Source organism: Cytobacillus sp. FSL R5-0569 (genome assembly GCF_038007265.1).
GTDB lineage: Bacteria > Bacillota > Bacilli > Bacillales > Cytobacillaceae > Cytobacillus > Cytobacillus kochii.
Genome location: NZ_JBBOWW010000001.1, coordinates 2,491,641 through 2,517,382 on the forward strand (window position 1 = coordinate 2,491,641; position 25,742 = coordinate 2,517,382).

The 25,742-nt window shown below is 36.4% G+C and carries 22 protein-coding genes and 1 pseudogene; 3 read left to right on the forward strand and 20 right to left on the reverse strand.

The features are described 5' to 3' along the window. Positions 1-10 precede the first annotated feature (10 nt). Positions 11-2,581: a DEAD/DEAH box helicase gene (locus MKX78_RS12785; RefSeq protein ID WP_341051204.1), complete on the reverse strand. Its 2,571-nt coding sequence runs from the start codon at positions 2,579-2,581 to the stop codon at positions 11-13. Between the two features lie 211 nt (positions 2,582-2,792). Between MKX78_RS12785 and MKX78_RS12790 the strand changes: the two genes are divergently transcribed. Further along, complete coding sequence (locus tag MKX78_RS12790; RefSeq protein ID WP_341051206.1) at positions 2,793-3,326, forward strand: YceI family protein; 534 nt, start codon at positions 2,793-2,795, stop codon at positions 3,324-3,326. A gap of 90 nt (positions 3,327-3,416) precedes the next feature. Here MKX78_RS12790 and dacB read toward each other — a convergent pair whose 3' ends face one another. From dacB to MKX78_RS12860, 14 genes and pseudogenes are all read right to left on the reverse strand, one after another. After that, the gene (dacB, locus tag MKX78_RS12795) at positions 3,417-4,901 is read right to left on the reverse strand and encodes a D-alanyl-D-alanine carboxypeptidase/D-alanyl-D-alanine endopeptidase (RefSeq protein WP_341051209.1); all 1,485 of its coding nucleotides are present in this window, start codon (positions 4,899-4,901) and stop codon (positions 3,417-3,419) included. A 248-nt stretch (positions 4,902-5,149) separates the two neighbouring features. Continuing rightward, on the reverse strand, positions 5,150-5,461 hold the full coding sequence (locus MKX78_RS12800) for an MGMT family protein (protein WP_095373183.1): 312 nt from the start codon (positions 5,459-5,461) through the stop codon (positions 5,150-5,152). Between the two features lie 200 nt (positions 5,462-5,661). Then, positions 5,662-6,624, reverse strand: coding sequence for a S8 family peptidase (locus MKX78_RS12805; protein ID WP_307318464.1), 963 nt, complete (start codon positions 6,622-6,624; stop codon positions 5,662-5,664). 161 nt (positions 6,625-6,785) lie between these two features. Then, positions 6,786-7,292, reverse strand: a complete 507-nt coding sequence (gene mug / locus MKX78_RS12810) for a G/U mismatch-specific DNA glycosylase (protein WP_341051211.1) — start codon at positions 7,290-7,292, stop codon at positions 6,786-6,788. 280 nt (positions 7,293-7,572) lie between these two features. Further along, positions 7,573-8,931 carry a (R)-1-hydroxy-2-aminoethylphosphonate ammonia-lyase gene (gene pbfA / locus MKX78_RS12815; RefSeq protein ID WP_341051213.1) on the reverse strand — a complete coding sequence of 453 codons (1,359 nt, stop codon included), beginning with the start codon at positions 8,929-8,931 and terminating at the stop codon, positions 7,573-7,575. Next, positions 8,921-9,739: a phosphonoacetaldehyde hydrolase gene (gene phnX, locus MKX78_RS12820; protein ID WP_341051214.1), complete on the reverse strand. Its 819-nt coding sequence runs from the start codon at positions 9,737-9,739 to the stop codon at positions 8,921-8,923. The genes pbfA and phnX overlap by 11 nt, the downstream gene beginning before the upstream one ends. Next, on the reverse strand, positions 9,739-10,830 hold the full coding sequence (gene phnW / locus MKX78_RS12825; RefSeq protein ID WP_341051216.1) for a 2-aminoethylphosphonate--pyruvate transaminase: 1,092 nt from the start codon (positions 10,828-10,830) through the stop codon (positions 9,739-9,741). The genes phnX and phnW overlap by 1 nt, the downstream gene beginning before the upstream one ends. A gap of 14 nt (positions 10,831-10,844) precedes the next feature. Then, positions 10,845-11,834 (reverse strand): extracellular solute-binding protein, encoded by a 990-nt coding sequence (locus MKX78_RS12830; RefSeq protein WP_341051218.1) that lies wholly within the window; start codon positions 11,832-11,834, stop codon positions 10,845-10,847. 16 nt (positions 11,835-11,850) lie between these two features. Continuing rightward, positions 11,851-13,473, reverse strand: coding sequence for an ABC transporter permease subunit (locus MKX78_RS12835; protein WP_307318447.1), 1,623 nt, complete (start codon positions 13,471-13,473; stop codon positions 11,851-11,853). Then, the gene (locus tag MKX78_RS12840) at positions 13,466-13,783 is read right to left on the reverse strand and encodes a hypothetical protein (protein WP_445662678.1); all 318 of its coding nucleotides are present in this window, start codon (positions 13,781-13,783) and stop codon (positions 13,466-13,468) included. Before MKX78_RS12840 ends, MKX78_RS12835 begins: the two co-directional genes overlap by 8 nt. A gap of 24 nt (positions 13,784-13,807) precedes the next feature. Next, positions 13,808-14,214, reverse strand: a pseudogene (locus MKX78_RS12845) (ATP-binding cassette domain-containing protein); the annotation flags it as partial. 331 nt (positions 14,215-14,545) lie between these two features. Further along, positions 14,546-15,316 (reverse strand): DeoR/GlpR family DNA-binding transcription regulator, encoded by a 771-nt coding sequence (locus MKX78_RS12850; RefSeq protein WP_095373175.1) that lies wholly within the window; start codon positions 15,314-15,316, stop codon positions 14,546-14,548. Between the two features lie 255 nt (positions 15,317-15,571). Continuing rightward, positions 15,572-16,840 (reverse strand): TRAP transporter large permease, encoded by a 1,269-nt coding sequence (locus MKX78_RS12855; RefSeq protein ID WP_095373174.1) that lies wholly within the window; start codon positions 16,838-16,840, stop codon positions 15,572-15,574. Then, the gene (locus MKX78_RS12860) at positions 16,837-17,385 is read right to left on the reverse strand and encodes a TRAP transporter small permease (RefSeq protein ID WP_095373173.1); all 549 of its coding nucleotides are present in this window, start codon (positions 17,383-17,385) and stop codon (positions 16,837-16,839) included. The genes MKX78_RS12855 and MKX78_RS12860 overlap by 4 nt, the downstream gene beginning before the upstream one ends. A gap of 192 nt (positions 17,386-17,577) precedes the next feature. Between MKX78_RS12860 and MKX78_RS12865 the strand changes: the two genes are divergently transcribed. Both MKX78_RS12865 and MKX78_RS12870 read left to right on the forward strand, forming a co-directional pair. Next, the gene (locus MKX78_RS12865) at positions 17,578-18,606 is read left to right on the forward strand and encodes a DctP family TRAP transporter solute-binding subunit (protein ID WP_307318440.1); all 1,029 of its coding nucleotides are present in this window, start codon (positions 17,578-17,580) and stop codon (positions 18,604-18,606) included. A gap of 69 nt (positions 18,607-18,675) precedes the next feature. Further along, positions 18,676-18,855, forward strand: coding sequence for a DUF4083 family protein (locus MKX78_RS12870; protein WP_307318437.1), 180 nt, complete (start codon positions 18,676-18,678; stop codon positions 18,853-18,855). 421 nt (positions 18,856-19,276) lie between these two features. Here MKX78_RS12870 and MKX78_RS12875 read toward each other — a convergent pair whose 3' ends face one another. The 5 genes from MKX78_RS12875 to MKX78_RS12895 all read right to left on the reverse strand — a co-directional run bounded on the left by MKX78_RS12875 (position 19,277) and on the right by MKX78_RS12895 (position 25,677). Next, positions 19,277-19,861 (reverse strand): hypothetical protein, encoded by a 585-nt coding sequence (locus MKX78_RS12875; protein WP_341051227.1) that lies wholly within the window; start codon positions 19,859-19,861, stop codon positions 19,277-19,279. Between the two features lie 279 nt (positions 19,862-20,140). Next, on the reverse strand, positions 20,141-20,575 hold the full coding sequence (locus MKX78_RS12880) for a peptidylprolyl isomerase (protein WP_224936572.1): 435 nt from the start codon (positions 20,573-20,575) through the stop codon (positions 20,141-20,143). Positions 20,576-20,915: 340 nt separating this feature from the next. Further along, positions 20,916-21,458: an HD domain-containing protein gene (locus MKX78_RS12885; RefSeq protein ID WP_341051229.1), complete on the reverse strand. Its 543-nt coding sequence runs from the start codon at positions 21,456-21,458 to the stop codon at positions 20,916-20,918. Between the two features lie 447 nt (positions 21,459-21,905). Then, positions 21,906-23,464 (reverse strand): IS3 family transposase gene (locus MKX78_RS12890; RefSeq protein WP_341051231.1). Its coding sequence is split into 2 segments (ribosomal slippage): positions 21,906-22,810 and positions 22,810-23,464, totalling 1,560 coding nucleotides; the frame shifts between segments, so codons are not numbered across the junction. A 137-nt stretch (positions 23,465-23,601) separates the two neighbouring features. Next, positions 23,602-25,677 carry a transglycosylase domain-containing protein gene (locus MKX78_RS12895; RefSeq protein ID WP_341051233.1) on the reverse strand — a complete coding sequence of 692 codons (2,076 nt, stop codon included), beginning with the start codon at positions 25,675-25,677 and terminating at the stop codon, positions 23,602-23,604. Positions 25,678-25,742 lie beyond the last annotated feature (65 nt).

Genomic DNA, 25,742 nt, shown 5'->3' on the forward strand with positions numbered 1-25,742 from the left:
CCCCTCCTGTTTACCTCTTATAGTAACGTCTTCTTCTACTCGGTTGATTCTTATGGCAATCATCACAAATGTTAAAGGCATGATCCCAAGCTAAAGATTTTCCACAACGCTTACATGTTTTTTTCATATTTGCAATATCATCATCTAATCGTTCAAACACATGATTAGATATATCGTCCCTCACTCTTTCCCAATAGATGGCTTCAGTATGTTGACCTAATTTATAGAGAAATAGTAAATGAAGACCTATTGCTTTATATGAATACTCAAGGTCTTCAAGATTACGGTTTCTTAACCTTGGTTCAGGCAGCTCTTCATGATCAATGATACTGTACATCGCCTGCTCCCATTGCCGAATCAAGTCCGCTTCTTTTTTTGAAAAAGGTAGATGTAAGAAACTGTACAAATCTTTTAAAGGCATTCTCGCCTCAATCTCTGTCCCTCTAACCAGTTCATAAAGCTCCCTTTCTTCACTTAATGTTGCTTTCTTAGTTCCCTTTGGACTCTCAAATAAATCCCAGAGTTCAAAAAACTTCCCTAAATCACGATAATACGAAAGAAAGCGATCAAAAATGGCTGAAGTAGGTGCAATAGCAAAACTTTCAATCGGAGCATCTACTTGTGATAATAAACTGCTCATTAACTTAATCCGGTCAAAAAAGGCCACTCTACCTACAGGGTAAATACCTTTTCTCCCCGCTCTCCCAGCAATCTGTTTCACTTCTTGAGATGTCAGTGTGCGACGTTTCGTACCATCAAATTTCTCCGTTTCCAAAAAAACAATCCGTCGTATCGGTAAATTTAATCCCATTCCGATTGCGTCTGTTGAGACAATGACATCAGATTGACCAGCTGTAAAGCGATTAACCTGTTTCTTCCTCGTTTCAGGTGGCATACTGCCATATATCATACTCACTTGATGACCTTTTCTTTGTAACATAGACGCTGTTTCGAGTACCCTTTTACGTGAGAAACAAATCAGCGCGTCACCCTCTTTTACGTTTTTTAGAGTGAACTCTTCACTGTCTACTTCCAAAGGGGCTTCTCGTTTATATCTATGTATTTCAACATTGCTATCTCCAATTAATTGCAACAGCATAGCTTCGGCATTTTTACTCGCAATAATATGCACTTCTCTCGCATTTGCCTTTGTGATTGCCTTAAACCAAGCATAGCCACGGTCCTTATCACTAATCATTTGTGATTCATCTATAACAATGACATCATAATCATCTTTCTCATAAAACATTTCAACCGTACAAGCTAAATGTGTCGCACCTGAGGTTTCTCGTTCTTCTTCTCCAGTTTTTAAAGAACAGGGTGTTCCTTCATTGTTTAGCTTTTCATAGACTTCAAGCGCCAACAAACGTAATGGGGCTAAATATAACCCGGATGGGGCTGCTTTCATTTTCTCTAGTGCTTGGAACGTTTTCCCTGTATTTGTTTCACCAATATGAAGAACAAATTTCTGATAAATATTCTTTCGGCTCTCATAAGCAGAGCCAAAAATATCATTCAACATTTTTTGTTGTTGTTCTTCTTTTTGTCTCCGTTCCAGTTCTTCTTGTTTGCGCTTCATTTTTCTTTCTTTCACTTGTATTTCATATAAGCTTCGCTGCTCTTCTAAATCAAAATTCTCATTTGCTATCTTCAATAAATCTTTCACATAATCTTCCATGATTCGGCCTAGTGCATTTGGAATTAAATCTTCCCAATCAATTAGATCTAACAACTTCTCTCCAGTCAAACTATGCTGGAACAAAGATTGATACTTATCAATATGACCTTGACCAAGATGTAATAGAAGCGCTTGTTGTATAAGCGTATGTAAAGTTTCTCCTACCATTTGTTCGTATTCAAAATAGTATGTTTCATACTCAAAATACCATTTATTTTTTATCATCACTTTGTGGAGATTACCTGTAAACTCTTCAAAGAAATCTTCTACACGGGGGTAATCATCAACGTTAAATGGCCCCACTTCCACTAAAGGTTCTTCTAAGTAACGTGATTCCGTCTCATGATACTTCACTCTATTTGCTAAATCCGTTTCAAGCTTTAAAGCCAATTTATGTCTTAAAGCTAAAAAGAGATTTTCACTGTTTTTTGACAACCATTGTTCTGCTTCTTCACATAGAAATTCTTGATAGGCGTATCTTTCTTGTTTGATCTGGCGTTCTTTTTCTTCTTGAAGATATCTTTCTCTTGCATAAACATAACGTTTGGCCCACTTTTCAGGTTGATCTGCAAAAATCGAATGTAGCAAACTATTTACATTTAATGGACGGAACTCAATGACTTCTTTCCTAAATGCTTGATTTAACGTTTTCTTATTCATATCTTCAATAACATAGTTTTTTTTCTTTAAATATTCCTTCTTATGAAAACGAGAGAGTTTGTTTGTCGCTTTATTACTCCACACATTTTGCCAAACTTGTGCTAAAAACGGAGCTCGATCTTTGATATATTGTGAAAAACTTAACATTTGTTCATTTGCACCTAAATAATAATCTATATCTTCATAAATTTTCATTTTTGTATATTCAATCGCTTGACGATGGATATCCTCTAATTGCTTCATTCCTTTAACTCCTCTAACAAATACATATTATTCCTATTGTATACGAACTCTTGTCACTTCACTACCATAACATATCGCACTTCCGCGAAAAAATTATTAGAAAATTTAAAAATAAAATTGACAAACACGGATGACGAGATTATAATTATTTCGAAATCAATTATTTTTAATTTGAGATTTATTAATCAAAGATATATAGGAGGAAAATAAAATGGCTAAAACAAAGTGGACGTTAGACCCAGCACATAGTAGTGTTGATTTTTCTGTTAAACATATGATGATTGCTAATGTAAAGGGATCATTTACAGCGTTTGATGCTGTTATTGAAGCTGATCCTAAAGATTTAACAACAGCGGATATTTCATTAACAATCGACTCAGCTAGTATTGATACCAAAAACGAAGATCGTGATAATCATTTAAAATCACAAGATTTCTTCGATGTTGAAACCTATCCAAAAATTAATTTTAAAGCAACGAATATTGTAAAAAATGGGGAAGATGAATATAGCGTGACAGGTGATCTGACGATTAAAGATACAACAAAACAAGAAACGCTTGCAGTCGAATTTGAAGGAACGGGAATTGATCCATGGGGAAATACAAAAGCTGGATTTAACGTAACTGGATCAATCAGCAGAAATGATTATGGATTAACATGGAACTCTACATTAGAAACGGGTGGCGTTCTTGTCGGAGACAAAATCAAAATTAGTTTAGATGTTCAGGCTAGCAAGGGTGAGTAATTTTTATCTGAATCTTATTTAGAAATAAAGACGATTACAAAAACGCTTGGTGTCCAGCATCCAAGCGTTTTTGTAATGATAGAGCATAGTTTATTGTTCAGCTAAAATGGTAGCAATTTTATCTTCAATGATTTTCCCCTTTGACCCATCTACCATATTATTCAATATAATAGAAAATACATATCTTTCTCCTGACTTGTTATCCACATAGCCTGAAAGCGAGCTAACAGTTGAAATCGATCCTGTTTTTGCATAAACATGACCCTCAGCTGGAGAGTTTTTCAGTCGATTTCTTAATGTACCCCCTACCATTCTGTCCGCATGACCAGCTACTGGTAATGAATGAAAATACACATCAAACCAAGATTCCTTCTGTACTTCGTATAAGAGTTTGGAAAGCTCATTAGCTGGTAATAAAGTGACATGAGAGATGCCTGATCCGTCTCTTAAAAGCATGGTATCTTGATTGATTCCCCAAGCATTCAATTCATCTGCTAAAACTTCTAATCCTGCATCCCAACTGCCTTCATTTTTAACTACTTTCCCCATTTCTTTGATTAAAATTTCGGCATGTGTATTATTACTCAACTTCATAAAGGGAATGAGCAATTCCTCTAACGGCATGGATTGTTGTTCATACAACACTTCTGTTTGATTAGGTGCGACTCCTACCTTAACGCCACCATGGATTTTAATACCCTCATCTGCTAAAGAATCCTTTAATAACTCTAAAGCATACTGTGTTGGCTCCCATACGGCAATCCACTCTCTACTAGATGTAGCTTCTATAGGAATCGTCCCAGTGATGGTTATCTCATTTGTACCATGTTCTCTTACAATATCAATTTCTTTCTTATCTGATGCACCAACGGTTTTAGCGTTATTGTTGATTTTGACATATCTATTGTTCGGCTGCAGAGTTATTTCTGGCTTTTTCCCCTCTTGTTTACCTGGTTTTACCTCGACAATTACACTTCCAGCATCATAATCTTCATTCGGACTTACAGTCAATGCTGATATTTGCGCACCATAATAATAACTCTCATCTTTCCAGATGATATCTTCTGACAAACGTTCATCATCATACCAACTATCATCTGCAATAAGTTGACCCTTAATCATTTTAATACCTTGTTTTTTTAATGCTTTAGCCATGTTAGTAAAATCTTCTTTCAATAAAGTTTGGTCGCCATACCCCTTTAAATAAATATCCCCATGGTGGACAGAGCCCCGTTGCTGGCCTATCGATAATAATTCTGTTTTAAAGCGATAATCTTCACCTAATACTGACAGTGCTGCTGCTGCTGTTAATAGTTTCATATTAGAAGCTGGTCGTAATCTAGTATCAGCTATATGTTCATAAACAATCTTCCCTTCTTCTGCGCTCCTCACGCTAACACCAGCAAGAGCTCCCGCTAACAGTGGATCATTGTTAATAAGTTGATTAAGCTTCTGAACTAACTCATCACCTTCTTCATTAGCCGAAACTTTAGGTTCCACTGCTGATTGAAACGGTGTATAGGCAATTGAAAATAGTAGTACAACCGTCAACAAACTCACTAAAGCTTTTTTCATTTTCCCTCATCCCCTCCTATATTCTTCCTGTCTACATTTCTCCTACATAGATTGACAAAAAACTACATCTATATGTATTGAACTTCGCTTTTTCTTCATTTTTCTCCTTTAAGTGAATGGATGTGTTTTTCCTTCTGTCCTAAATAGGTAGCAATGACTAGTCAATCATTTCTTTCAGCAAAACTAGGCATACTTAGGGGAAAAAAAGAGGAAAGATAGAGAACAAACCTTGACTGTGTGTTAGTGCTTCACTTGGCGCGGTCATACTGTGAGCGACTCATATCCACTTGATGAGCCTGTATAAAGAAAACACCTTCTTGTTCAAGTAACTCTTTTTGCATATCGGCTTGGTGGCTATCATTTAGTCTAATTTCACCTACTTTATTGACCACTCTATGCCAGGGCAAACCATATTTATGACTCATTGAATGGAGAATGCGAACAACTTGCCTTGCACCACGGGGGCTACCAGCATATGTTGCGATTTGTCCATAGCTCATTACTCTTCCTTTAGGGATTTCTTTAATTATTTTAATCACTGTTGCTGTAAATGGCTGCATATCCTTTCCTCCAAACGCGCTCGTTTTGTTACTAGTATAATAAACTAAAGGATCATAACATAGTCTCAATTCATTCATCATAAAATACATGTAATCAATAAAATAAAAAAACCATGCCTAGAGAAACTTATTAGACAAAAAATAACAAGAACAAATTCAATGAAACAGAATTTGTTCTTGTTTTTAATCCAATCAATATATTAACTTTTTACTAATCTATTTTTTACTACTTCAGTTAATACACGGTTTAAATGCTCTGGTACAGTTAAATAAAGGAGACCGTTTCCTTCTAATTTTGGCGAATAGCCCAGCGGAACAGTTCTTCTAATCAATTGCGCATATGACTCAGGCTCTGAGAAATCTCTTTCAAATGTAACTTGAGAAAAATCTTTTATTAACGCCAAAGCCCCTGCGACGTGTGGTGCGGCCATTGATGTACCGCTTAGTTTTGCATATTTACCATTTAAAAAAGTAGATAATATTTCTTCACCAGGAGCGACCAAATCAATTTCGGTATGAGAATTGCTGAAAGGTGATGATTCGCGGTTTAAATTAACAGCACCAACACTAATGACTTCATTATATGAACCTGGATAAGCAAGCTCATCGGTATTATCATCCCCGTCACCTTCATTTCCAGCTGCACAAACAACGAGAATATTTTCTCCGACGGCTTTTTGTATCGCTTCATGTAGTTCTGGAACATCTTCAGGGCCACCTAGTGACATCGATATAATATCTACTTTCTGTTCAACCGCATACAATATTCCATTTATAATCCAATCATATTGACCAGATCCATCTTTGTTCAATACTTTTACAATTAACAAATCTGCTTCCGGGGCTACACCAATTACTCCTGATTCATTAGCAGTAGCAGCAATTGTACCAGCAACATGTGTGCCGTGACCATTATGGTCATCTAAGATATCTGGTGAACTCCCATCATCGTCTGTAAAGTTTCTACCACCTATAATTCTCGCTTTTAAATCTGGGTGGTCTATGTCACAACCTGTATCTAATATTGCCACCTTCATGCCTTTTCCTTTCGTCTCTTTCCAAATCTCAGGTGCCTGAATCAATTGTATTCCTTGCGGCGTTTCATTGACATCTGTCACTTGATCATTGACTGTGTAAGGCATTACTCTAACTAATTGCTTCATCCTTTATCCCTCCCTAACATAATCGTGAAAACCATTTGGTCCCTTCAACGCATAGACAAGAGAATTTTGAAGCGATACAAGTTGTATCATTATTATAACAAAAGATTAAATATTCTGAAAGAAATTAGACCTTTTTTTCTCTCGGTCTTTTTTCCTGTTTTTTACTTCCGTAACTTTTCCCTCAATTGTTTATAGATATCGACAATTTCATCTATTTTCATTCTTACAAGCCCGCTTGATGAAGGTGCAACAAAATCAATTACACCTGGTACAACCGATTCGCTCTGAAATCCCCAAGATACCTTCTTTTTCTCACTAAATTCTTGATATACACCTTTCCCTACATAACAGGCCACTTCAGGTTGATATTTTTTTAATTTTTCTAATAGTTCTAATCTACCTGCTTGATATTCTTCCTTCGTAATATCGCTAGCCGCTTTAGTTGGTCTTGAGACAATATTTGTTAAACCATATCCTAATTGAAGTAATTGATGATTTTCTTCTGGTAAGTAAACCCGTTCAGTCAGCCCAGATTGATAGAGGATTTTCCAAAACCGGTTATGACGGTTGGCATAATGAAATCCAGTTTCTGCAGACTTTACACTCGGGTTAAACCCAATAAATATGACTTTTAAATCCTTTTTGAGATGATCATCTATCGGTTTCATTTATCTTTACTCCTTTATTTTTTCATACAATAACCATAGCATGTAAATGAATATTTTTGCATTGATACAATCTACAATTTATTTATAGTAGAAGGAAAAAATGATCAATTGCTTGTATGAATGTTCTAGAAAAAAAGACGTTTACAATCTTAAAAATGGACAGTGATTATCCCGACAATCATTTTCATCATTTTAAGTGCTGTTTAGACGATTCCTAATTTTTATGATGTTGCACTATGCATGCAGAAGACAAAAAAACCTCTCTAAAAATGAGAGGTTTTTATGCATGATATGCTCTCAAGCCATTCTCCAGTAACTCAATAGCTAAGCTTGCTTCTTTTTCTTTGATGATGAGGGGTGGATGCCATGTGATGCAATTGCCAGCTGCTACTTTAAACGATAGACCATGCTGCAAACAGTAGTAGAGAAGAAACTCGGTCAACTGCTCATCTTTTTCTTTTGTGTCTCGGCTTTTAACAAGCTCGATCGTTATTAACAATCCGCAGATTCGTAAATCCCCAATGCAAGTATACTGCTCCGCTAGTTTCTTTAACTTAGCCGCCATGAATTGAGATTGGCTCAAACTATTTTCTTTTAACCTGTAATCGTCAATATAGTTAAGCATGGCAACGATAGCCGCACTGCCTATTGCTGGCTTTTCATGTGTATAATGACCGAGTGAAACTTCTGCCGCCGTATCAAGCACTTTTTTCACTAAAACAGCAGCTTGTGGCACGATGCCTCCGCCTAATCCTTTTCCCAATACAAGGATATCTGGCTCAATATCATATAATTGATGCACATAACATTCACCGCTTCGGTAAAAGGCGGTTGGAATCTCATCAAAAATGAGTAGGATCCCATGTTCATCACATATTTTTCTTAACCTTTTAAAATAAGAGCGTGGAGGAATATGCGTATCTGTTGCTCTAATTGGCTCTAGTAAGATGCAACTAATATCGCCTTCATTCAAAATGACATACTCCAGATAATTTAACGACTTTTCAGCGATATCTTCTGGTGAGCTTGCACCAAAGACATTCCGGTAGGACTGGTAGGACATTACTTTAATCATCCCAGGTAACATCGGACCAATACCGTTTTTAAATACAGACTCTCCTCCCGCAGAGATTGCATCTAAGCCAGCCCCATGAAATGACTCCCACATGGAAATCACTTTATGATTGCCAGTCACTTTTCTAGCAATTTTCATAGCAAGTCCCACTGCTGCACTGCCTGATGGAACGAATAATACTTTGAAATCTTTTGAGATCGTCTTCTCTACTAACCTTTCTCCTGCCTCCATCGCAATGTCAGCAGTAAATCTCCGCGGAATAAAAGGCAAAGTACTCATTTGTTTCGTGATAGCTTCAATCACATACGGATTTTTATAGCCGACTTGATGCAAGCTATTGCCATGGAAGTCTAAATAACGTTTTCCCTCTCGATCGATTAAGTAGCAACCGTCTGCGTCAACAATGGTTTGTAGACAAGGAGTCGACATCGATTGCCTTATAAAGACCGCTTCGTCGCGCCAAAGTGTTTCTCGACTTACCTGATCAAGTGAATGATTCCACCTCATCCGTGAAGGGCTATTATTCACGTCTCCTTCACGGTGAAGTGCTTCTTTATTCTTCAATAGCTTCCCTTTCCTTCCCGGATCCTTGAAGATTAATTGTTTCTATCAGTGAAGGTAATTCTGTCATTGTCTCAATTGTAAAATCAGCCCCTGCGCTTATAAAGGCTTCTTTTGTTCGTGCCATTTCTCTCTGTTGTTCCTCTCCAGATAATTTGTTAAATTCATTGGCTGATAAGCCCATTTCAGAACTACCAACTATCACCCCAACCGTCCATACGCCGGCTTGCGCACCTTCTTTAATATCTGAAATCGTGTCTCCAACCTTCACGACGTTTTTCACACTCGATACTTTTAATGCCTGCAAGTTTTTAAAGATCATAAACGGATACGGTCGACCGTACGAATCGGTATCATCAGCCGTAAAGTAACAATCAGGTGTATAGCCTTTTTCCTTTGCTAAGGGTACAACAATATCCATCATTGTGCTCGTATAGCCTGTCGTTGACCCTATTTTCAAACCATTTGCTCTTAACTCTGTAACCGTTTCGACCACACCAGCTATCGGATCAGTAAAATGAGCTAATGACTGCAATAAAGCCGGTTCGAATTTGCTATACAACCTTTCTACATCTGTTTCAGTGAATGGCTTGCCATTTTCTTCTTCCCAAAGACATGCAATCCGGGGCATCGACAGGATGGCGCGAATATGATCGATCTTTAGCATGCCCATTGGTTCTCTCGCCTCTGCCATCGTCACCTCAATACCCGCATCTTTAAAAATATCAATAAAGACGTTTACAGGTGCAAAACAACCAAAATCTACTGTCGTACCCGCCCAATCAAATATCACTGCTTCTATTTTTTTCATTATGCTTTCACTCCCAAATAGTTTTCGATAATATCACATAAACGGTTAATATCTTCTTCGTAAATTTCGCCAATATTGCCCATTCTAAAAGTATCTTCATCAGTTAGTTTTCCTGGATAAATAACAAACCCATGTTCTTTCATATAATCATAGAAAGCTTGAAAACTAAATTGATCGTTCGGATAAATAAAGGAAGTAATAATTGGTGATTGTTTGTCCTCACTAATATATGTATCAAATCCAATGGCTTTCATTCTCTTCCTTAATAACTGATTATTATTTCGGTATCGTTGTTCACGAGCAGGAACCCCTCCTTCTGTATCCAGTTCATCCAAGCTCTTCCCGAAAGCAGCAACGACATGAGTTGGTGAAGTATAGCGCCATTTGCCATCTTTGTCCATCACTACCCATTGATCATATAAATCGAGTGAAAGGCTTCGTGCATTACCTTTACAAGAGATGATTTTCTCTCTTTTAGCAATCACAAATCCGAACCCTGGCACTCCTTGAATACATTTGTTCGCACTGCTTATTAAGAAGTCAATCCCAAGTGCAGGTATATCAATTTCCATTCCGCCAAAGCTTGACATTGCATCAATAATTAATGTTTTATTTGTTTCTTTAGCAACGTTGGCGATCATCTCAATTGGATTAAGAATACCTGTCGTTGTTTCACAATGGACCATGACGATATGTGTAATTTCGTTATCTAAAGACAATAAATTTCTAATCTCTGCTTCTTTCGGATATTCATTATAGGCAACAGCGTAATGCGTATGCTTGATACCAATATAGTTAGCGATTTTGACCATCCTCTCACCATAGGCACCGTTCGTAATAATCAATGCTTTATCCTCTTTACTAAAAGCAGAAGTCATAACTGATTCCACTGTAAAAGTGCCGCTTCCTTGCATCAAGACAACGGTATAGTCATCATTTTCTGCATGAGCAAGTTTTAATAAATCTGTGCGGATTTTTTGCGTAATTTGCTTATAATCATCATCCCAAGTACAACGATCAAACAACATTTCTCTTTTAACCGCCTCTGTCGTTGTTAATGGACCTGGTGTTAATAATTTATATTGTTTCATTCGTAAACTCTCCTTTATTTAGCTGAATTAAAGAATGCTTGATGTTTCTCTAATAACTCTACTGTCATTGGTTCTGAGAATATTTTTTGATTGCTAGCAATGTTTTCATCTGCAACCGTCTCGCCATCGTACAAAGCAACTGGATAATAGTCGATTAAACCTTCTCTCGCTTCTTTTACCAGAACTTCAGCCATTTCTTCCGCTAATTCTTTTTGCCCTTCACCTTTATCAATGACGGCAATCGATTCTGTAGTTGAGAAGTTCCCTTCTGTTGGATCGATAAAATCAATTGGTGCGCCTCCCGTTTTTGCAGCAACCGCTTGATGACGCAATCCAAATCCAACCGCGACTTCCCCTGCTTGCACCTTTTTAATAGAACCAGAACCTGAACTTTCTAAATGGGGCCCTGCATTTTTTATAATCCCAGCCATAACCTTCTTACCAGTTTCTTCTCCATACTCACTAATAATTGCCTGAATAAGCATCCATCCTGTGGAAGAATCCATAATATTAGGAATTGACACTAAGCCTTCGTATTGTGGTTCTGCCAACTCTTTTATTGAGGTCGGGACTTCTAGCCCTTTTTGCTCTAAAAGAGAAGTGTTATAAAATAACGAACCAGTATTAGCTAATAAAGGAGTATAAAAGTTAGGATATTCTACTAAACTACTTGTATCGAAACTTAAATCTTTAAACATGTCATGTTGCTTTTCAGCACTTTCTAAAAAGTAAGAGCTCATTGTGACGATATCTGCTTCAATAATTTTCCCTTCTGCTAATAATTTTCCTCCTAATTCTGATGTTCCTAATGATTGAATTAAATAGTCTCCTTCAAAGCCAGCATCGTTTAATGTTTCTTCCATCACGTTTACTGCTTCTTCATCACCATTTGATAAGATCACGACTTGATTACTGTCACCACTTGCTGCCTCCCCTCCACATCCAGCTAGAATCATGACGATAGCAACTGACAAGAGTGTGAACCATTTTTTATTTTTTCTCATATTACATCCCTCACTTTTATATATTTTTTAATGATCTTCTTTTTTGTAAATAATCACAGAGTAGTTTGATAATGAGATTAGTGAAGAAGATCAGTAAAGATAGTACAAAAATGTCATTAAATTTAGCAAAGTGCTGTAGTTCTTTGATCTTACTTGAAACAAGCGATGTTTGAGCAGATACGAGAAAAATAATTCCGCTAATCGTGACCATCGCATTGATAAAATAATAACTAAACATTTCTATCACTGTGCCCCAAGAGTTTGGCAGAATCACTCGGTAAATCGTTTTAAACCAACTATCTCCGAGTAATCCTCCCGTTGTTTCCCATGTCGGGTTCATCTTAGATAGAGAATTTTTCGCCATTAAGTAAGGCGTTGTGTAGTAGTGGACAATATTGCATACAATAATAATGATAAACGTGCCTTTTAGACTACTATTATTGAAAAGTAATAGATACGATAGACCAAGTACCATACCAGGCAAGGTATTTGTAATCATTGAAACAATATCAAACGCGCCTTTTCCTTTTATCTTTGTTCTCGCATTAATAATCGCTGAACTGTAGGCTATCAATATCCCAAAGAATGTCGTAAAAAGAGCAACGATTAGAGAATTCTTATACACACCAATGAGGTCATTTGATTGAAATACATTGATGAGATGATTCCATGTAAAAGTTGAATCGTAAGGAAAACTTGTTAAAAACGGTGCAATGAACATCACCAGAAAGACAGATAACATACCAATGATGACAATGGAAGATAATAACGCAAAACTCATATCTCTGCCTTTATGTTCAACCATTTCAATCTCAGTGAATTTGTCATAATGGAAATTGAATCGTTCTAAATATTGCAGTAAAAAAACACCGAATAAGGCTGGTAAGAGCATTAATATAGCGATGACTGCCCCATGGCTGAAATTCGGGATTGAACCAAGCATCACTTGATAAAGCTGAGTAGAAACAACCGAGTATGTTCCGCCAATTGAAGCTGGTATCCCATAATCAGTAAAACTTAGAATAAATGAGAGTACAAAGGCTCCACCTATAGCTCCAGTTAATGGACGTAAGATCGTATGAAAAAAACTTCTCCAAGTACCGTCTAACATCAACTTTGAAACAACCATGAATCTCTTATCTATATACATAAATGAGTTATTTATAATAAGAAAGGCAGCCGGTAAAGTGTAAATTGTATAGCCTAACAACAAGCCATTAAATCCATAGATATTAAATAAGGGTTGTCCCATGAGCTGCGTGATTAATCCTTGATTACCAAAAGAATACATAATCGCAAAACCGTATGTAATCGTAGGTAACAACATAGGAATAAGTATCCCAACTTTAATGATACTTTTATAACGTTTTTCAATATTCGTACAATGTAATGCGTAAGCAATCATAAACGCTAACACAGTTGAAATTACGGCTGTTAATCCTGAAACTTTTATACTGTTCATGAACGCTGTTATTAGTTCGCCATTCGCTAGTACATTTATATAATTAGTTAATTCAAGGCCATTGGTTGTTTGGAAGGAGCGGTAGAATAATGCCAGCATTGGCGATACTAGAAATACCGAGAATAATAGGATGATAGCCATATAGATGACTTTCATTTCCAACTTGATATTAGGCATATTGCTCACCAAACAAATGAAAAATATTTTGCCTTTTAATGTGGAGTTGTTTGAGTATAAAATCTTTCACAAATTCATTATTCGGTTCATGAATGATTTCATGTGGGGTACCAAATTGTGACACATGACCTTGATTAATAATTAAAATTTTATCTGACAAAGTTAACGCCTCTTCCGGATCATGCGTAACAATAATGGTTGTCAATTGAAATTGCTTAGCAATCGACTTGATTCTTTCTTTAATGGACTCTTTTATCACCCCATCTAATGCACTTAACGGTTCATCTAATAGAAGAATTCTTGGTTTCATCACTAACGTTCTCGCAAGCGCGACTCTTTGTTTTTGCCCGCCAGATAGTTGACTGATTTTCTTGTCCAAATGTGGACCGAGCTCAAGGAAATCAATATATTCGTGTAATTCATTCTTTGAGTCCATAGATTATTCTTCAAGCCATATACAATATTTTCATAGGCGTTTAGATGGGGAAATAATGCATAATCTTGAAAAACAATATTAAAGCCCCTATCCTTCATCTTTACATTCGTTAAATCTTCATTCTCATAATAAATTTTTCCACTATCCATTTTTGTCAATCCTAAAATGATGTTTAATAACGTTGTTTTTCCACTTCCACTTTGACCAAGAAGTGACACGATTTCTCCTGGTTGTATTTCTAAATCAATATTTTCTAATACTGATTTGTTATGATATTTTTTAGATACATTCTCAAGTTTGAGCATATTTAAATCCTCCAATAGTTAGAAAATTCAGTATTTAAAACTGAGCATTCCCCTCTTTTAATCTCCAAATATTTACCAAGAGGAATGATAAAAAGTGTCACAATGATAAAAATTAACCATGTTATAGACCCTTTTACCGCCTACAAAAAATATTATCGCTGCTGAAGTAAGTCTCTTTACTTTAAAAACCGTTTTTCATAATTAAATCAGCATCTAGAAATCCTAACCACGATACAATAGTGCGGCAACCGGCATTGGAATAATCATTTTTCCATTCCCCTCTGAACTAAGGAGGGCAGCAATCAGCTACCTAAACTGCATCCCTCTCCTTTTAGCTCTGTATCCATTGTTCTTTAGTAAGGTCAACTGTGTCCGAATAATCGATATTCGTAATAAAGTAATTCACTTCTTCTAATGAGGCGATTTTATAATTGGCTACCTTATCCACCTTAGAATCATCACTTAGCACATAAGATTTTTTTGATTGCGAGATAAAAACTTGTGACAGAAGACATTTATCTAAGTCATAACTTGTAAATCCAGCTTGATTAGCCACACCGTCGATGGCAATAAATGCTTTATCGACATAAAATTCTTTTGCCATTTTTTCTGCCAAAGATCCGGTTGTACGGAAGTGATCATTACGAACATGTCCACCTAAGAAGATAAGTTCACCTGTGAAACTTCTTAACTCCTCTCTTTCCATTAATTTAATCGCGATGGGAAAGGAATTCGTTATCACTGTAATGCCTTCTTTCATTAATAAACCATCAGCCATCTGCATCGTTGTACTTCCTTCATCAATGAAAAGTACATCACCATCTTCAACAAGTGAAGCTGCTTTCTTACCAATCAATTTCTTTTCGTCGATATGAAGAATTTCTCTTTCAAACATCGACAATTCATTATTTACAGGCTCAACTTTGACTGCACCACCATGAACTTTTTTTATTTTATATTCATTTGATAATTCTTCTAAGTATCTACGAATGGTTTCCGTTGATACATGAAATTCTTTCGCCAATTGATTAACCTTCACTTGTCCAAACTCTTGGATTAAACTCATAATCTTCTTCTTTCTTTCTTCGGCTAGTAGAGACATCCATGTTTGCTCCCTTAATCAAAATTCTTTTGTTGTTTTACTTTGTTTTATTTTGTTTTATGTTGTTTTTTATTATATAAGCAAGAATATCACATGTATATCATCCTGTCAGAGAATCTCACAAACATTTACAAAACCTTAAATATCATTTACAACCGCTTAAAGGGTTTTACATATTTCTTATATTTGTTGATTTATAACAACACAAAAAGACCGCCAAAGACATTGCTTTGGACGGCTCTATTACTCAATGATTTACTCTGCTAACAGCAAAGAGATTTCAGGGAATATGATAACAAGAATCAGTGCAACCACCATAAGCAAATAAAAGGGAACCACACCTCTAATCACTTCACCAATTTTTTCTTTTGTAATTCCACTAACTACGAATAGATTTAGCCCTACCGGAGGAGTAATCATCGCTAACTCCATATTAATCGTCATAATAATGGCAAAATGTATGATATTGATATCAAACAATACTAATACAGGTAGTAAGATTGGCAAAGTGATTAAAATAATCGCTGTTGCCTCCAGAAACATCCCCAATAAGAAAAACATCAAGTTGACACCAATTATAAATATCCACTTATTTGCTGCACTAGCTTCAATCCATTGAGCAAAAATCTGTGGTACTTGTTCCGTTGTTAAGAACATCCCAAAAACCATGGCTGAAGCAATTACTAAGAAAATCATCGCAGTTATATTAATAGACTCTTTTAATACTTCTCGAAATTTATTAAAAGTCATCTCTTTGTAAATAAATATCGACACAATTAAACCGTATAAACAAGAAACAAAAGCTGCTTCAGTTGGCGTGACAGCCCCACTATAAATGCCACCTAAAATAAAAACGGGTAGTAAAAAGCCCCAGATTGCCTTATATGTCTTTTTCCATCTCAATTGAAAGGGAACTTTTTCTAATCTACCATAATTATGTCTCCTTGCATGAAATATAGCTGAACACAAAAGTAAACTTGTTAGTAGCAAACCAGGGATTATTCCTGCAGCAAATAATTTACCTACTGAGGCTTCTGCAACTGTTGCATAAATAATTAACGGAATGGACGGTGGGATTAATATACCTAGCGTTCCAGCAGCTGCCACTAAACCCATCGAATATCTTTTACTGTAACCTGCCTTTACCATCGCAGGAATCATAATCCCACCAATTGCTGCAGCTGTGGCTGGGCTTGAGCCTGAGATGGCAGCAAAAATCATGCAGGCAAGGATAGTGACAACAGCTAATCCACCGCGAAAATGACCGACCCATGATTTTAGTGCTTCAATTAAGTGAAAGGATATGCCACCTTTGGACATAATCACCCCTGCAAAAACGAATCCGGGAATCGCCATTAAAGTTGCTGAGTTTAAAGCATTAAACATCTTCAAACCAACCGTATAAAGCGTAAAATCTACCATAAATAAAGCAACGATACTAGATAGGCCAAGGCTGACTGCGATTGGAACTCTTAATAAACAAAGAATCGTAAATACAACAAAGAGGACAATAATCGCACTCATAAACTAACCCCCTTGTTATGATTTTCTCTATTTTGTTGTTCAATTTCTTCATATAATTCTTCTACTTCACCTGTTAACTCTTTCTTGTCTCCTTTAGCAGATCTATAAGCTTTTCTAATGAAGTAAAGCCCTAGTAGTCCCATACTGATAGGTAATACAAGTAAAGTAATCCAAATCGGAATACCTACGTCAACAGTTTCAGTACCTTGCACTCTTGTAAGCGTTACCAATTTAATGCTTGTAAACATTAAAAAAAAGGCAAAACCCGCACCGATACAATTGCTAATACAGTTAATAATCATTTTTGCTTTGTAAGATAAACGATCAAATAGGATTTCTACACTGATATGACGATTTTCTTTTAAAGCGATACCAAAACCCAAAAAGATGGACCAAACAATCAAAAATTCAAAAATCTCTGTCACCCAAGCTTGCGGCATATTGAGGATATACCGTGTAAATACCCCATACAGACTTACAAACACACCAGCAATAAATAACAAACCAGCCATTCCCTCTTCTAAGCTTGATAGTTTCTTAAGCATGACGATTATCAACTCCCTTTTGTAGATTGTATCCAATATTTATACTTTACTATAAAACAAATGAATAATAAACAGAATATTTATTTATTTTTATTTATTCACAATTTTCATTTATTTTGTTATAATTCTAGATATTGTATCCAATATACTATTTTGTAAGCGATTTCTTTTGTAACTTAGGGGGGTTTTTCCATGTTAAGAGTAAAATCGATTTTTGTCCTTTGCCTTTTGATTATCGTTGGAACACTTCTGTCTGGTTGTCAAAGTCACCCTACACATGCAGATGCTACCCAAGTAAACGGCGTTCAAGCAATGACTATTAAGATATCCCACGTAGTTGCAGAAAATACCCCCAAGCATAAAGGGGCATTAAAAATGAAAGAAGTGATTGAAGAACAATCCAATGGGAAGATCCGAGTTGAGATTTTTCCTAATAGCTCCTTGTTCGGTGATAAAGATGAGTATCAAAACTTAATTGCCAATAATGTTCAATTCATCATGCCGGAAATGACAAAATTAGTTGGTTCTGAAGTCGGTTTTAATATTCCAGGTATGCCTTTTCTATTTGAAAATGATGAAGCTGCTGAAAATTTTTGGGATGGACCAAAGGGGAAAGAAGTATTAGCGCGTTTACAGAAAGATAAAGTATTAGGGTTAACCATGTGGCCAAACGGAGCCAAGCATGTGACAAATAATAACCGTACTATATCCTCTCCAAGTGATTTTGCTGGATTGAAAGTGCGGACAACTGGAGGGCAACTATTAGAAGAACTATATAAATCATTAGGGGCCGGCTCAAGTTCGATCCCTTTCGGAGAGCTATATACTGCCTTGCAACAAGGAACGGTCGATGGTCAAGATAACCCGTATAGCAACATCGAATCGAAAAAGTTTGCTGAAGTACAAGAGTACTTAACCATTATCGGTATGAACCGTGTTGACTATGCATTACTAACAAACACAACTTTTTGGGATGGATTAAATGATGAGAGCAAGCGTATTGTGCAAGCTGGAATCGACGCAGGTACAGAGATTGCTAGAGATTCTGCTGAAAAGCTCAATGATGAAGCTTATGTAAAAATACAAAATGAGAGCGATATAGAAATAAATGAACTGACTGATGAAGAGATAGAAGCTTTTAAAGAGCATTTACAGCCAGTGTATGATAAATGGAAGGAAATTATTGGCGAAGATATTATTGAGGATGCTGAAAAACAGTAAAACGGCACCCTAATATTTCTATATCATGTATACTAAGGTAAAACCGTCTCAAATGAGGTGATATAAGAAATGACTGGGGATATGGTGTTTCAAATTATTATGTTCCTCTTCCTTTTAGCCGTCTTATTAATAATTTCTACCGCTGTAAAAAGCTTGTTAAAAAAGAGGGTTGTTAAAACAAATCCTGATGTAGAACAAAAATTAGATCGTATTATCGAATTATTGGAAAGAGAAACAAATAGTAAATAATTAAAGGCGTTTTCATATAAAGCGCCTTTCTACTTTCTCTCATTTAATGTAGATTTGGACGATTCTAAATGCCACTCAAAAATTTCGATAGACAATTATCGGTTAGCAGATGCCCACCCATCGCCTTTACTACCCCTATTTTTATCAATTTTCACCACGTTTATATGTTTTTAACCAATATTGTAATGATTTGAGGGTTATGTCTCTTTTTTTGGAAGATAACTTTTACGTTAAAATACGAGGGTTTTCTTATTCTTTATGCAAAGATTATGAGTGAGTGATGTATTTTTGTTCTAGCTATTCATACGTAATGGGTTTGTGAGAAAACGATTTTTGCTAGTCTTTATGAGCGGTTTCCCTTTTGATGGAAGTGAAATACTTTTACTAAGCATCCTTTCGATTTTTCCTTGTGAGTGATTGGCTATCCATTTTGCGAAGGATTCATTTCTTCTATTCTTTCTGAGTGACTTGCTAAGCCACTTTGCGAAGCGCTCTTTTCTTCTTTTCCTCCTGAGTCACTTGCTAAGCCACTTTGCGAAGCGCTCTTTTCTATTTTCCCTCCTGAGTCACTTGCTAAGCCACTTTGCGAAGCGCTCTTTTCTTCTTTTCCTCCTGAGTCACTTGCTAATCCACTTTGCGAAGCGCTCTTTTCTTCTTTTCCTCCTGAGTGACTTGCTAATCCGTTTTGCGAAGCGCTCTTTTCTATTTTTCCTCCTGAGTGACTTGCTAATCCACTTTGCGAAGCGCTTATTTCTATTTTTCCTCTTGAGTGACTTGCTAATCCGTTTTGCGAAGCGCTCTTTTCTTTTTTTCCTCCTGAGTGACTTGCTAATCCGTTTTGCGAAGCGCTCTTTTCTTTTTTTCCTCCTGAGTGACTTGCTAATCCACTTTGCGAAGCGCTCTTTTCTTCTTTTCCTCCTGAGTGACTTGCTAATCCACTTTGCGAAGCGCTCATTTCTATTTTTCCTCCTGAGTCACTTGATAAGCCACTCTGCGAAGCGCTCATTTCTATTTTTCCTCCTGAGTCACTTGATAAGCCTCTTTGCGAAGCAATTATTCCATTTCCTTCAACTCAAAAACCTTACCAATCCACAACATTCTGTAATCTCACTCATATCGTTCTGATTGTATGTAAATAACCTTCTACACACTCTTGATTATTAATAACACAGGCATAATCACATATATGGATAGAACGATTCACACACGACAAAAAACCCGGACTCATGTCCGGGTTACATTTCACCTAAAACAAACCACCTTGCTCTAGTTGATGAAAGTGGAATTAGTCTTCAACGACAACTTTTTCCATTACGTCACCATTTTTCATTGCTTTCACAGCTGGCATGCCAGATGTTACTTTTCCGAAAACAGTGTGTACACCATTTAGGTGAGGTTGTGGCTCGTGTACGATGAAGAACTGACTTCCACCAGTGTCTTTACCAGCATGCGCCATAGAAAGTGATCCTTCTTCGTGTTTGTGAGGATTGCCTTCTGTTTCACACTTAATTGTATAACCGGGGCCGCCTGTACCTGTTCCTGAAGGGCACCCACCTTGAGAAACGAATCCAGGAATCACACGGTGGAAAGTTAACCCGTTATAAAAGCCCTCGTTAATCAACTTTTTGAAGTTTTCTACTGTACCTGGTGCTTCATTTGGGTATAATTCAAATTCAAGTTTTTCTCCATTTTGTAGCTGTATGTATCCTTTTTCAGACATGTATAACACTCCTTTATATTTCAAAATCTTTTCTATCATAACATTTTTTTATGTAAGAATAAAATCTGAAGGTTAGTTAATTTAAATGAAGCATTTATTATGTACCAAATAAGCTTAAGAATAGTAATAAAAGAAATATGATCGATGCATAAAATGAGACATGGAGAAAAAAAGTAGTGAGGTTGAATTTTATTTCTTCAGTGTTAAAGGTTTGTCTTTTCGTCCGTTTTTGCATATCATCACCATCCTTATGTAGATGTTAATAATATTCGTTATTCATATGACAAAATCCTCCAACTTTAAGCAAAATAAATAGCCCTTCGTTTGTATGAAGTGCCATTTATTCAGCTTGTCTTTGCTGAAGTTGTTGAGTTAAATGACGATCAATGATACTGTCTAACTTTTGTAGACTTTGCCTTGCTCTGTCAGCAGTAATGGTCCGATAATGATGGGCTCCTCCTGGTTCTTCATCCTTTTCATCTGCTCTTTTAACAATGGATTGTAAGGCCGTACGATCCACTTCTCCACCTGGTAAAAAAGAATCAGTATGAAATAATATTGCAAGTGAGACTTGTTTGGCTCTAATCGGATTTTCACCTAAGCGAATCAGTAATTTATGGGCTCTTTCCGCTCCTTTGATCGCATGAATATCGTTTTTACGATATAATTCATAGTCCCATTTACCATTTTGATTATACCAAGTGTAATGACCGATATCGTGTAAAAACCCTGCTTTTGCAGCTAAGTCGACATCCACATTTTCGATCTTTGATAATTTCACTGCGTGATAAGCAACCGCTACAGCATGGGCAAGACCTGATCTTGTGACATATTTTTTGGCAATATGATGATCAAAAATATTTGTTAATGTAACATCTCTCATAAAAAATAACCTCCTCTTTTTATCCTTTACCATATTTATGCCCCTCTAAACAAACGTTGGCTTATAAAGTTATCATATACATTATTATTGTCGAAAGTGTTAGGGCATATTATGTGGAAATTGATATTTTAACTATACATTTTACTTATTTTCTCTTAAAATTGCTAGTGTTTTGTTTGATTATCTAACAAAAATGTTTGTGAGCAATGTCTCTACCACCTCATAAATAAAACATCCTTGACTAATCGTAAGAAAGAGACTGAGACAAAACTAAATGACCTAACCTTAAAAACGAACAATCACCAATGATGATCTATAAAAATCAGTTGCAAAAAAACCTGTTCCATTGCACTATTCTTTTTATATAAGGATAAAAACACACAAAAAAACCGAATGATTAGTGAACAGCCCCCTGTCAAGTAGACAGTGGAAATAATAAAAAGTTACCTAAGCGGCTATAGCTCTATATTCCATAGGGCTATAGCCGTTTAGTCGTTTTTGGTATCGATTATGATTATAGAAGTGAATATACTCCGTTATGGCATTGGAAAGTTCCTCATAGGTCATAAATTTATGTAAATAATATTTCTCACATTTCAGTGTTCCCCAAAAGGATTCCATAGGTCCATTATCGATACATCGCCCAACGCGAGACATACTATGAGCCATTTTTAACTTTTTCATCCTACATTTAAATCCATAGGAGGTGTATTGATAACCACGGTCGCTATGAATGAGAGGCTTCTTTCCCTTTAAATGCTTTGTCGCCTGGTCAAGTGTATCAAACACCAGTTCGTTGTTATTAGAATGCCCGAGAACATAACTAATAATAGAACCATCATAGAGATCACGAATGGCACTTAAATAAGCTTTTTGGGAGGAACCATATTTAAATTCTGTGACATCCGTGACCCATTTTTCATTTGGCTTTTTAGCTGTAAACTCACGATTTAATATGTTTTCCGTGACATATTGGGGGATAGAACGTTTATATCGTTTTTTCTTCACTCGAATCACCGAGCGTAATTGAGCCACTTTCATTAATCGATAGATTCTCTTATGATTCAGTGCCTCATTAAATTTTCTATTCAAATGAAGAGTCATTTGGCGATAGCCGAAGATCCCCTTCATTTGAATATGTAGGATTTTCATCTCTTTCATAATAGCTTCATTCAGAATCTCTTGGGAAGTCGGTTGACGTCTTAGCCATTTATAATAAGCGCTCCGAGTGACGCCCGCGATATCACACAGAAGAACTATGCTTAGATTCTCTTTCTCATGTAGTTCCTGTATGGCGACATACTTATCTTTAAATCGAATCCTGCTTATTTCCGCCTCCTTTCGAGTTCCTCCAACTTTTTTAAGAATAAGTTCTCTGCACGTAATCGTTCATTTTCTTGTGCTAGTTTTTTCATTTCGAGTTTTATTTTATCTTCTGGTGTTAACTCTATTTCTGTTTTATTCCTCCCTCGTTTGTCTTGAAGACCTTCCTCTCCACTCTCTTCATATTTTTTAACCCATGTATAAACTTGTTGGTAAGACACTTCAAAAGTGTCAGCTGTCTTCTGATAATCTTTTCCGTTCCCCAAGCAATCAAGTACCACTTGAATTCGTTCCTTCCAAGTTGTTTTTCTTCCTTTAGTCATAGAGCTCGTCCTTTCTTTTGACGTATCCTTTATTTCACTATGACTATTATACTTCTTCAACCATAACCTGAGGACAGACTCATCTGATATTTTATATCTTTTGGCAATTTCCTCTAAAGAATAGTGGCCGGACAGATAGTCCTTCATGGCTAATATTTTTAAATGCTTCGGGTACGTTTTCCAGGAGGTCGATTCTTTAAGACCTTCAAATCCATACATATCAAATTTATACTTCCAAATTCGAATGGCACTTCTACTAACTTTATACTTTCTCATTATCTCCGCTACAGATAAAATACCATCTTTTAATGTATTTATTACTTCTATCCTAACTTCGAGTGGATGAGCTCTTTTAGACATAAATATACTCCCCTTTTAGTAGCCAGATTTTATTTTTTTATCTGTCTACCTATAGGGGAGCATATCATAGTTGTGTATATTCCTAATCACTCGGATCAATCCTTAGCTTGAATACATATGTCCCAGCTACTTCCTTCTTAATTTACATATTCATTCCATTTATCGAGCAAGTATCTCGCGAAATCTTTTCCGTCTTCAATGCTTTCTTTCATAAATTCTTTCCAAACGGGTAGTTCTTCTTTTAGTTTTTCCCCTAGTTTGTCAGATTGTTCTTTAATGGTTGTTTCCATTTTCTCTTTTGCTTTGTTAAAAGTTTCGCCCGTGCTGTTGTTCACTTCTTTAGGTTCAATAGCGCCTTCCATTACCGCTTTAAAAATCGGTACAACATTTGTCGAGGTGCTTCCTGATAAGTAATGTTCTCGGTCCGTTTTATCATACCCCAACCACACTGCGCCAACGATTTCATCTGTATAACCAACAAACCATTGATCTTTTGTTCCATTTAAATCAGCATATGGCAATTGAGTCGAACCTGTTTTCCCAGCAAGTGACACACCTTCTATTTTGGCACCTGCACCGGTTCCATTTTCAATGACGTCTTCAAGCATTGTATCCATTTTTTTTGCGACTGATTTTGATGTGACCTTTTTAGCTTTATCATCATGGGCAACAATCTCATTACCTGTTGGACCAACAATTTTCGTAATAAAATGAGCATCATACCGCTTCCCTTCATTTGGGAAAGTAGAATAAGCTTCTGCTAGTGTTAAAGGAGAAATCCCTTTATGCATACCACCTAAAGCAATACCTAAATACTCATCTTCCTTTTCATAAGGAATGCCAAATCGCTGCAAGGAATCTAAGCCTTTTGTTAATCCAATTTGATCTAGTAACCAGACAGCGGGTGCATTGATAGATTCAGCAACAGCTTTTGTCATCTCTACTTCACCAAGGTATTGATCGTTCACATTTGTTGGTGTGTAGTCCCCATAAGTGACTTTTTCATCTTGTAACATTGAATCTGGCTCATAACCTTCTTCAAGCGCAGGGGTGTAGGCAGCAAGTGGCTTTAAGGTTGACCCTGGTTGTGCCTTTATATGTGTGGCACGGTTAAATCCTCTAAAAACATGTTCGCCTCGTCCACCAACCACTGCACGGACGCCACCAGTTTGCGGATCGAGTAGAACAGCTCCACTTTGAACAAGAGTACTTCCATTACCATTCGGGAATAGAGAGTCATTATGATAAGTCACTTCTAAATTTGATTGGATGTTTTGGTCCATTTGTGTGTATATTTTATATCCTCTTGTAAAAATTTCCTCTTGAGTTAAACCATAACGGTTGATTGCTTCATCTAATACCGCATCTACATAGTAAGGGTATTGTCTCTCGAATGTATTTTTTTCCCCTTCTTTTAAGACAATCTCTTCGGCAACTGCTTTTTCGTACTCAGCAGTAGTAATCATGTGCAGTTCCTGCATTTTAGCTAATACAATATTTCTTCTTTTCATTGCGCCTTCATAGTTTTTATAAGGGTCCAGATAAGAAGGTGATTGCAATAAACCTGCAAGCATGGCTGATTCACTTATTGTTAACTCGCCAACATTTTTACTAAAATATTGGTTGGCGGCACTGTCAATTCCCCAGGCACCACTACCAAAGTAAACTTGATTTAAGTACATCTGCAGTATATCTTCTTTTTCATATTCTTTTTCAATTTCAACTGCAAGGAATAGTTCTTCTATTTTTCGGCGGTATGTCTGTTCGGATGTTAGTAATGCATTCTTAGCTAATTGCTGTGTGACTGTACTACCTCCACCTGTGATTCTACCAGCAAATAGATTGCTTACAAACGCCCTTGTCATTCCTTTTAAATCAAAGCCATTATGTTGATAAAAGCGTTCATCCTCTATGGCAACAATCGCATTTGGTAAATGTTCCGGTAGATCTTCAAATGTTACTCCTTCGCTACGATTTGTGGCAAAGCTTGACGCTTCATCCCCATCCTTATCATATATGATAGTAGATTGCTTTAATCCTTCTTGTAATGTAGAAACATTGGCATTTACGGCAAGAAAAGCAAAAAATAGAATCGCAAGTAAAATAAAAGTCAATCCTAATAATAATCCGATTTGCGTTAAATGATATTTTTTCCAAAACTTCTTTATCCATTGCCATAAAGTTTTTAATCTGGCTTTTAGTTGAGCTTTCATTGTTTTACTCCTTCATATAAATGCAATAGTGAAAAGTTTTTATTTCCTCTCCTCTATTAAATAGA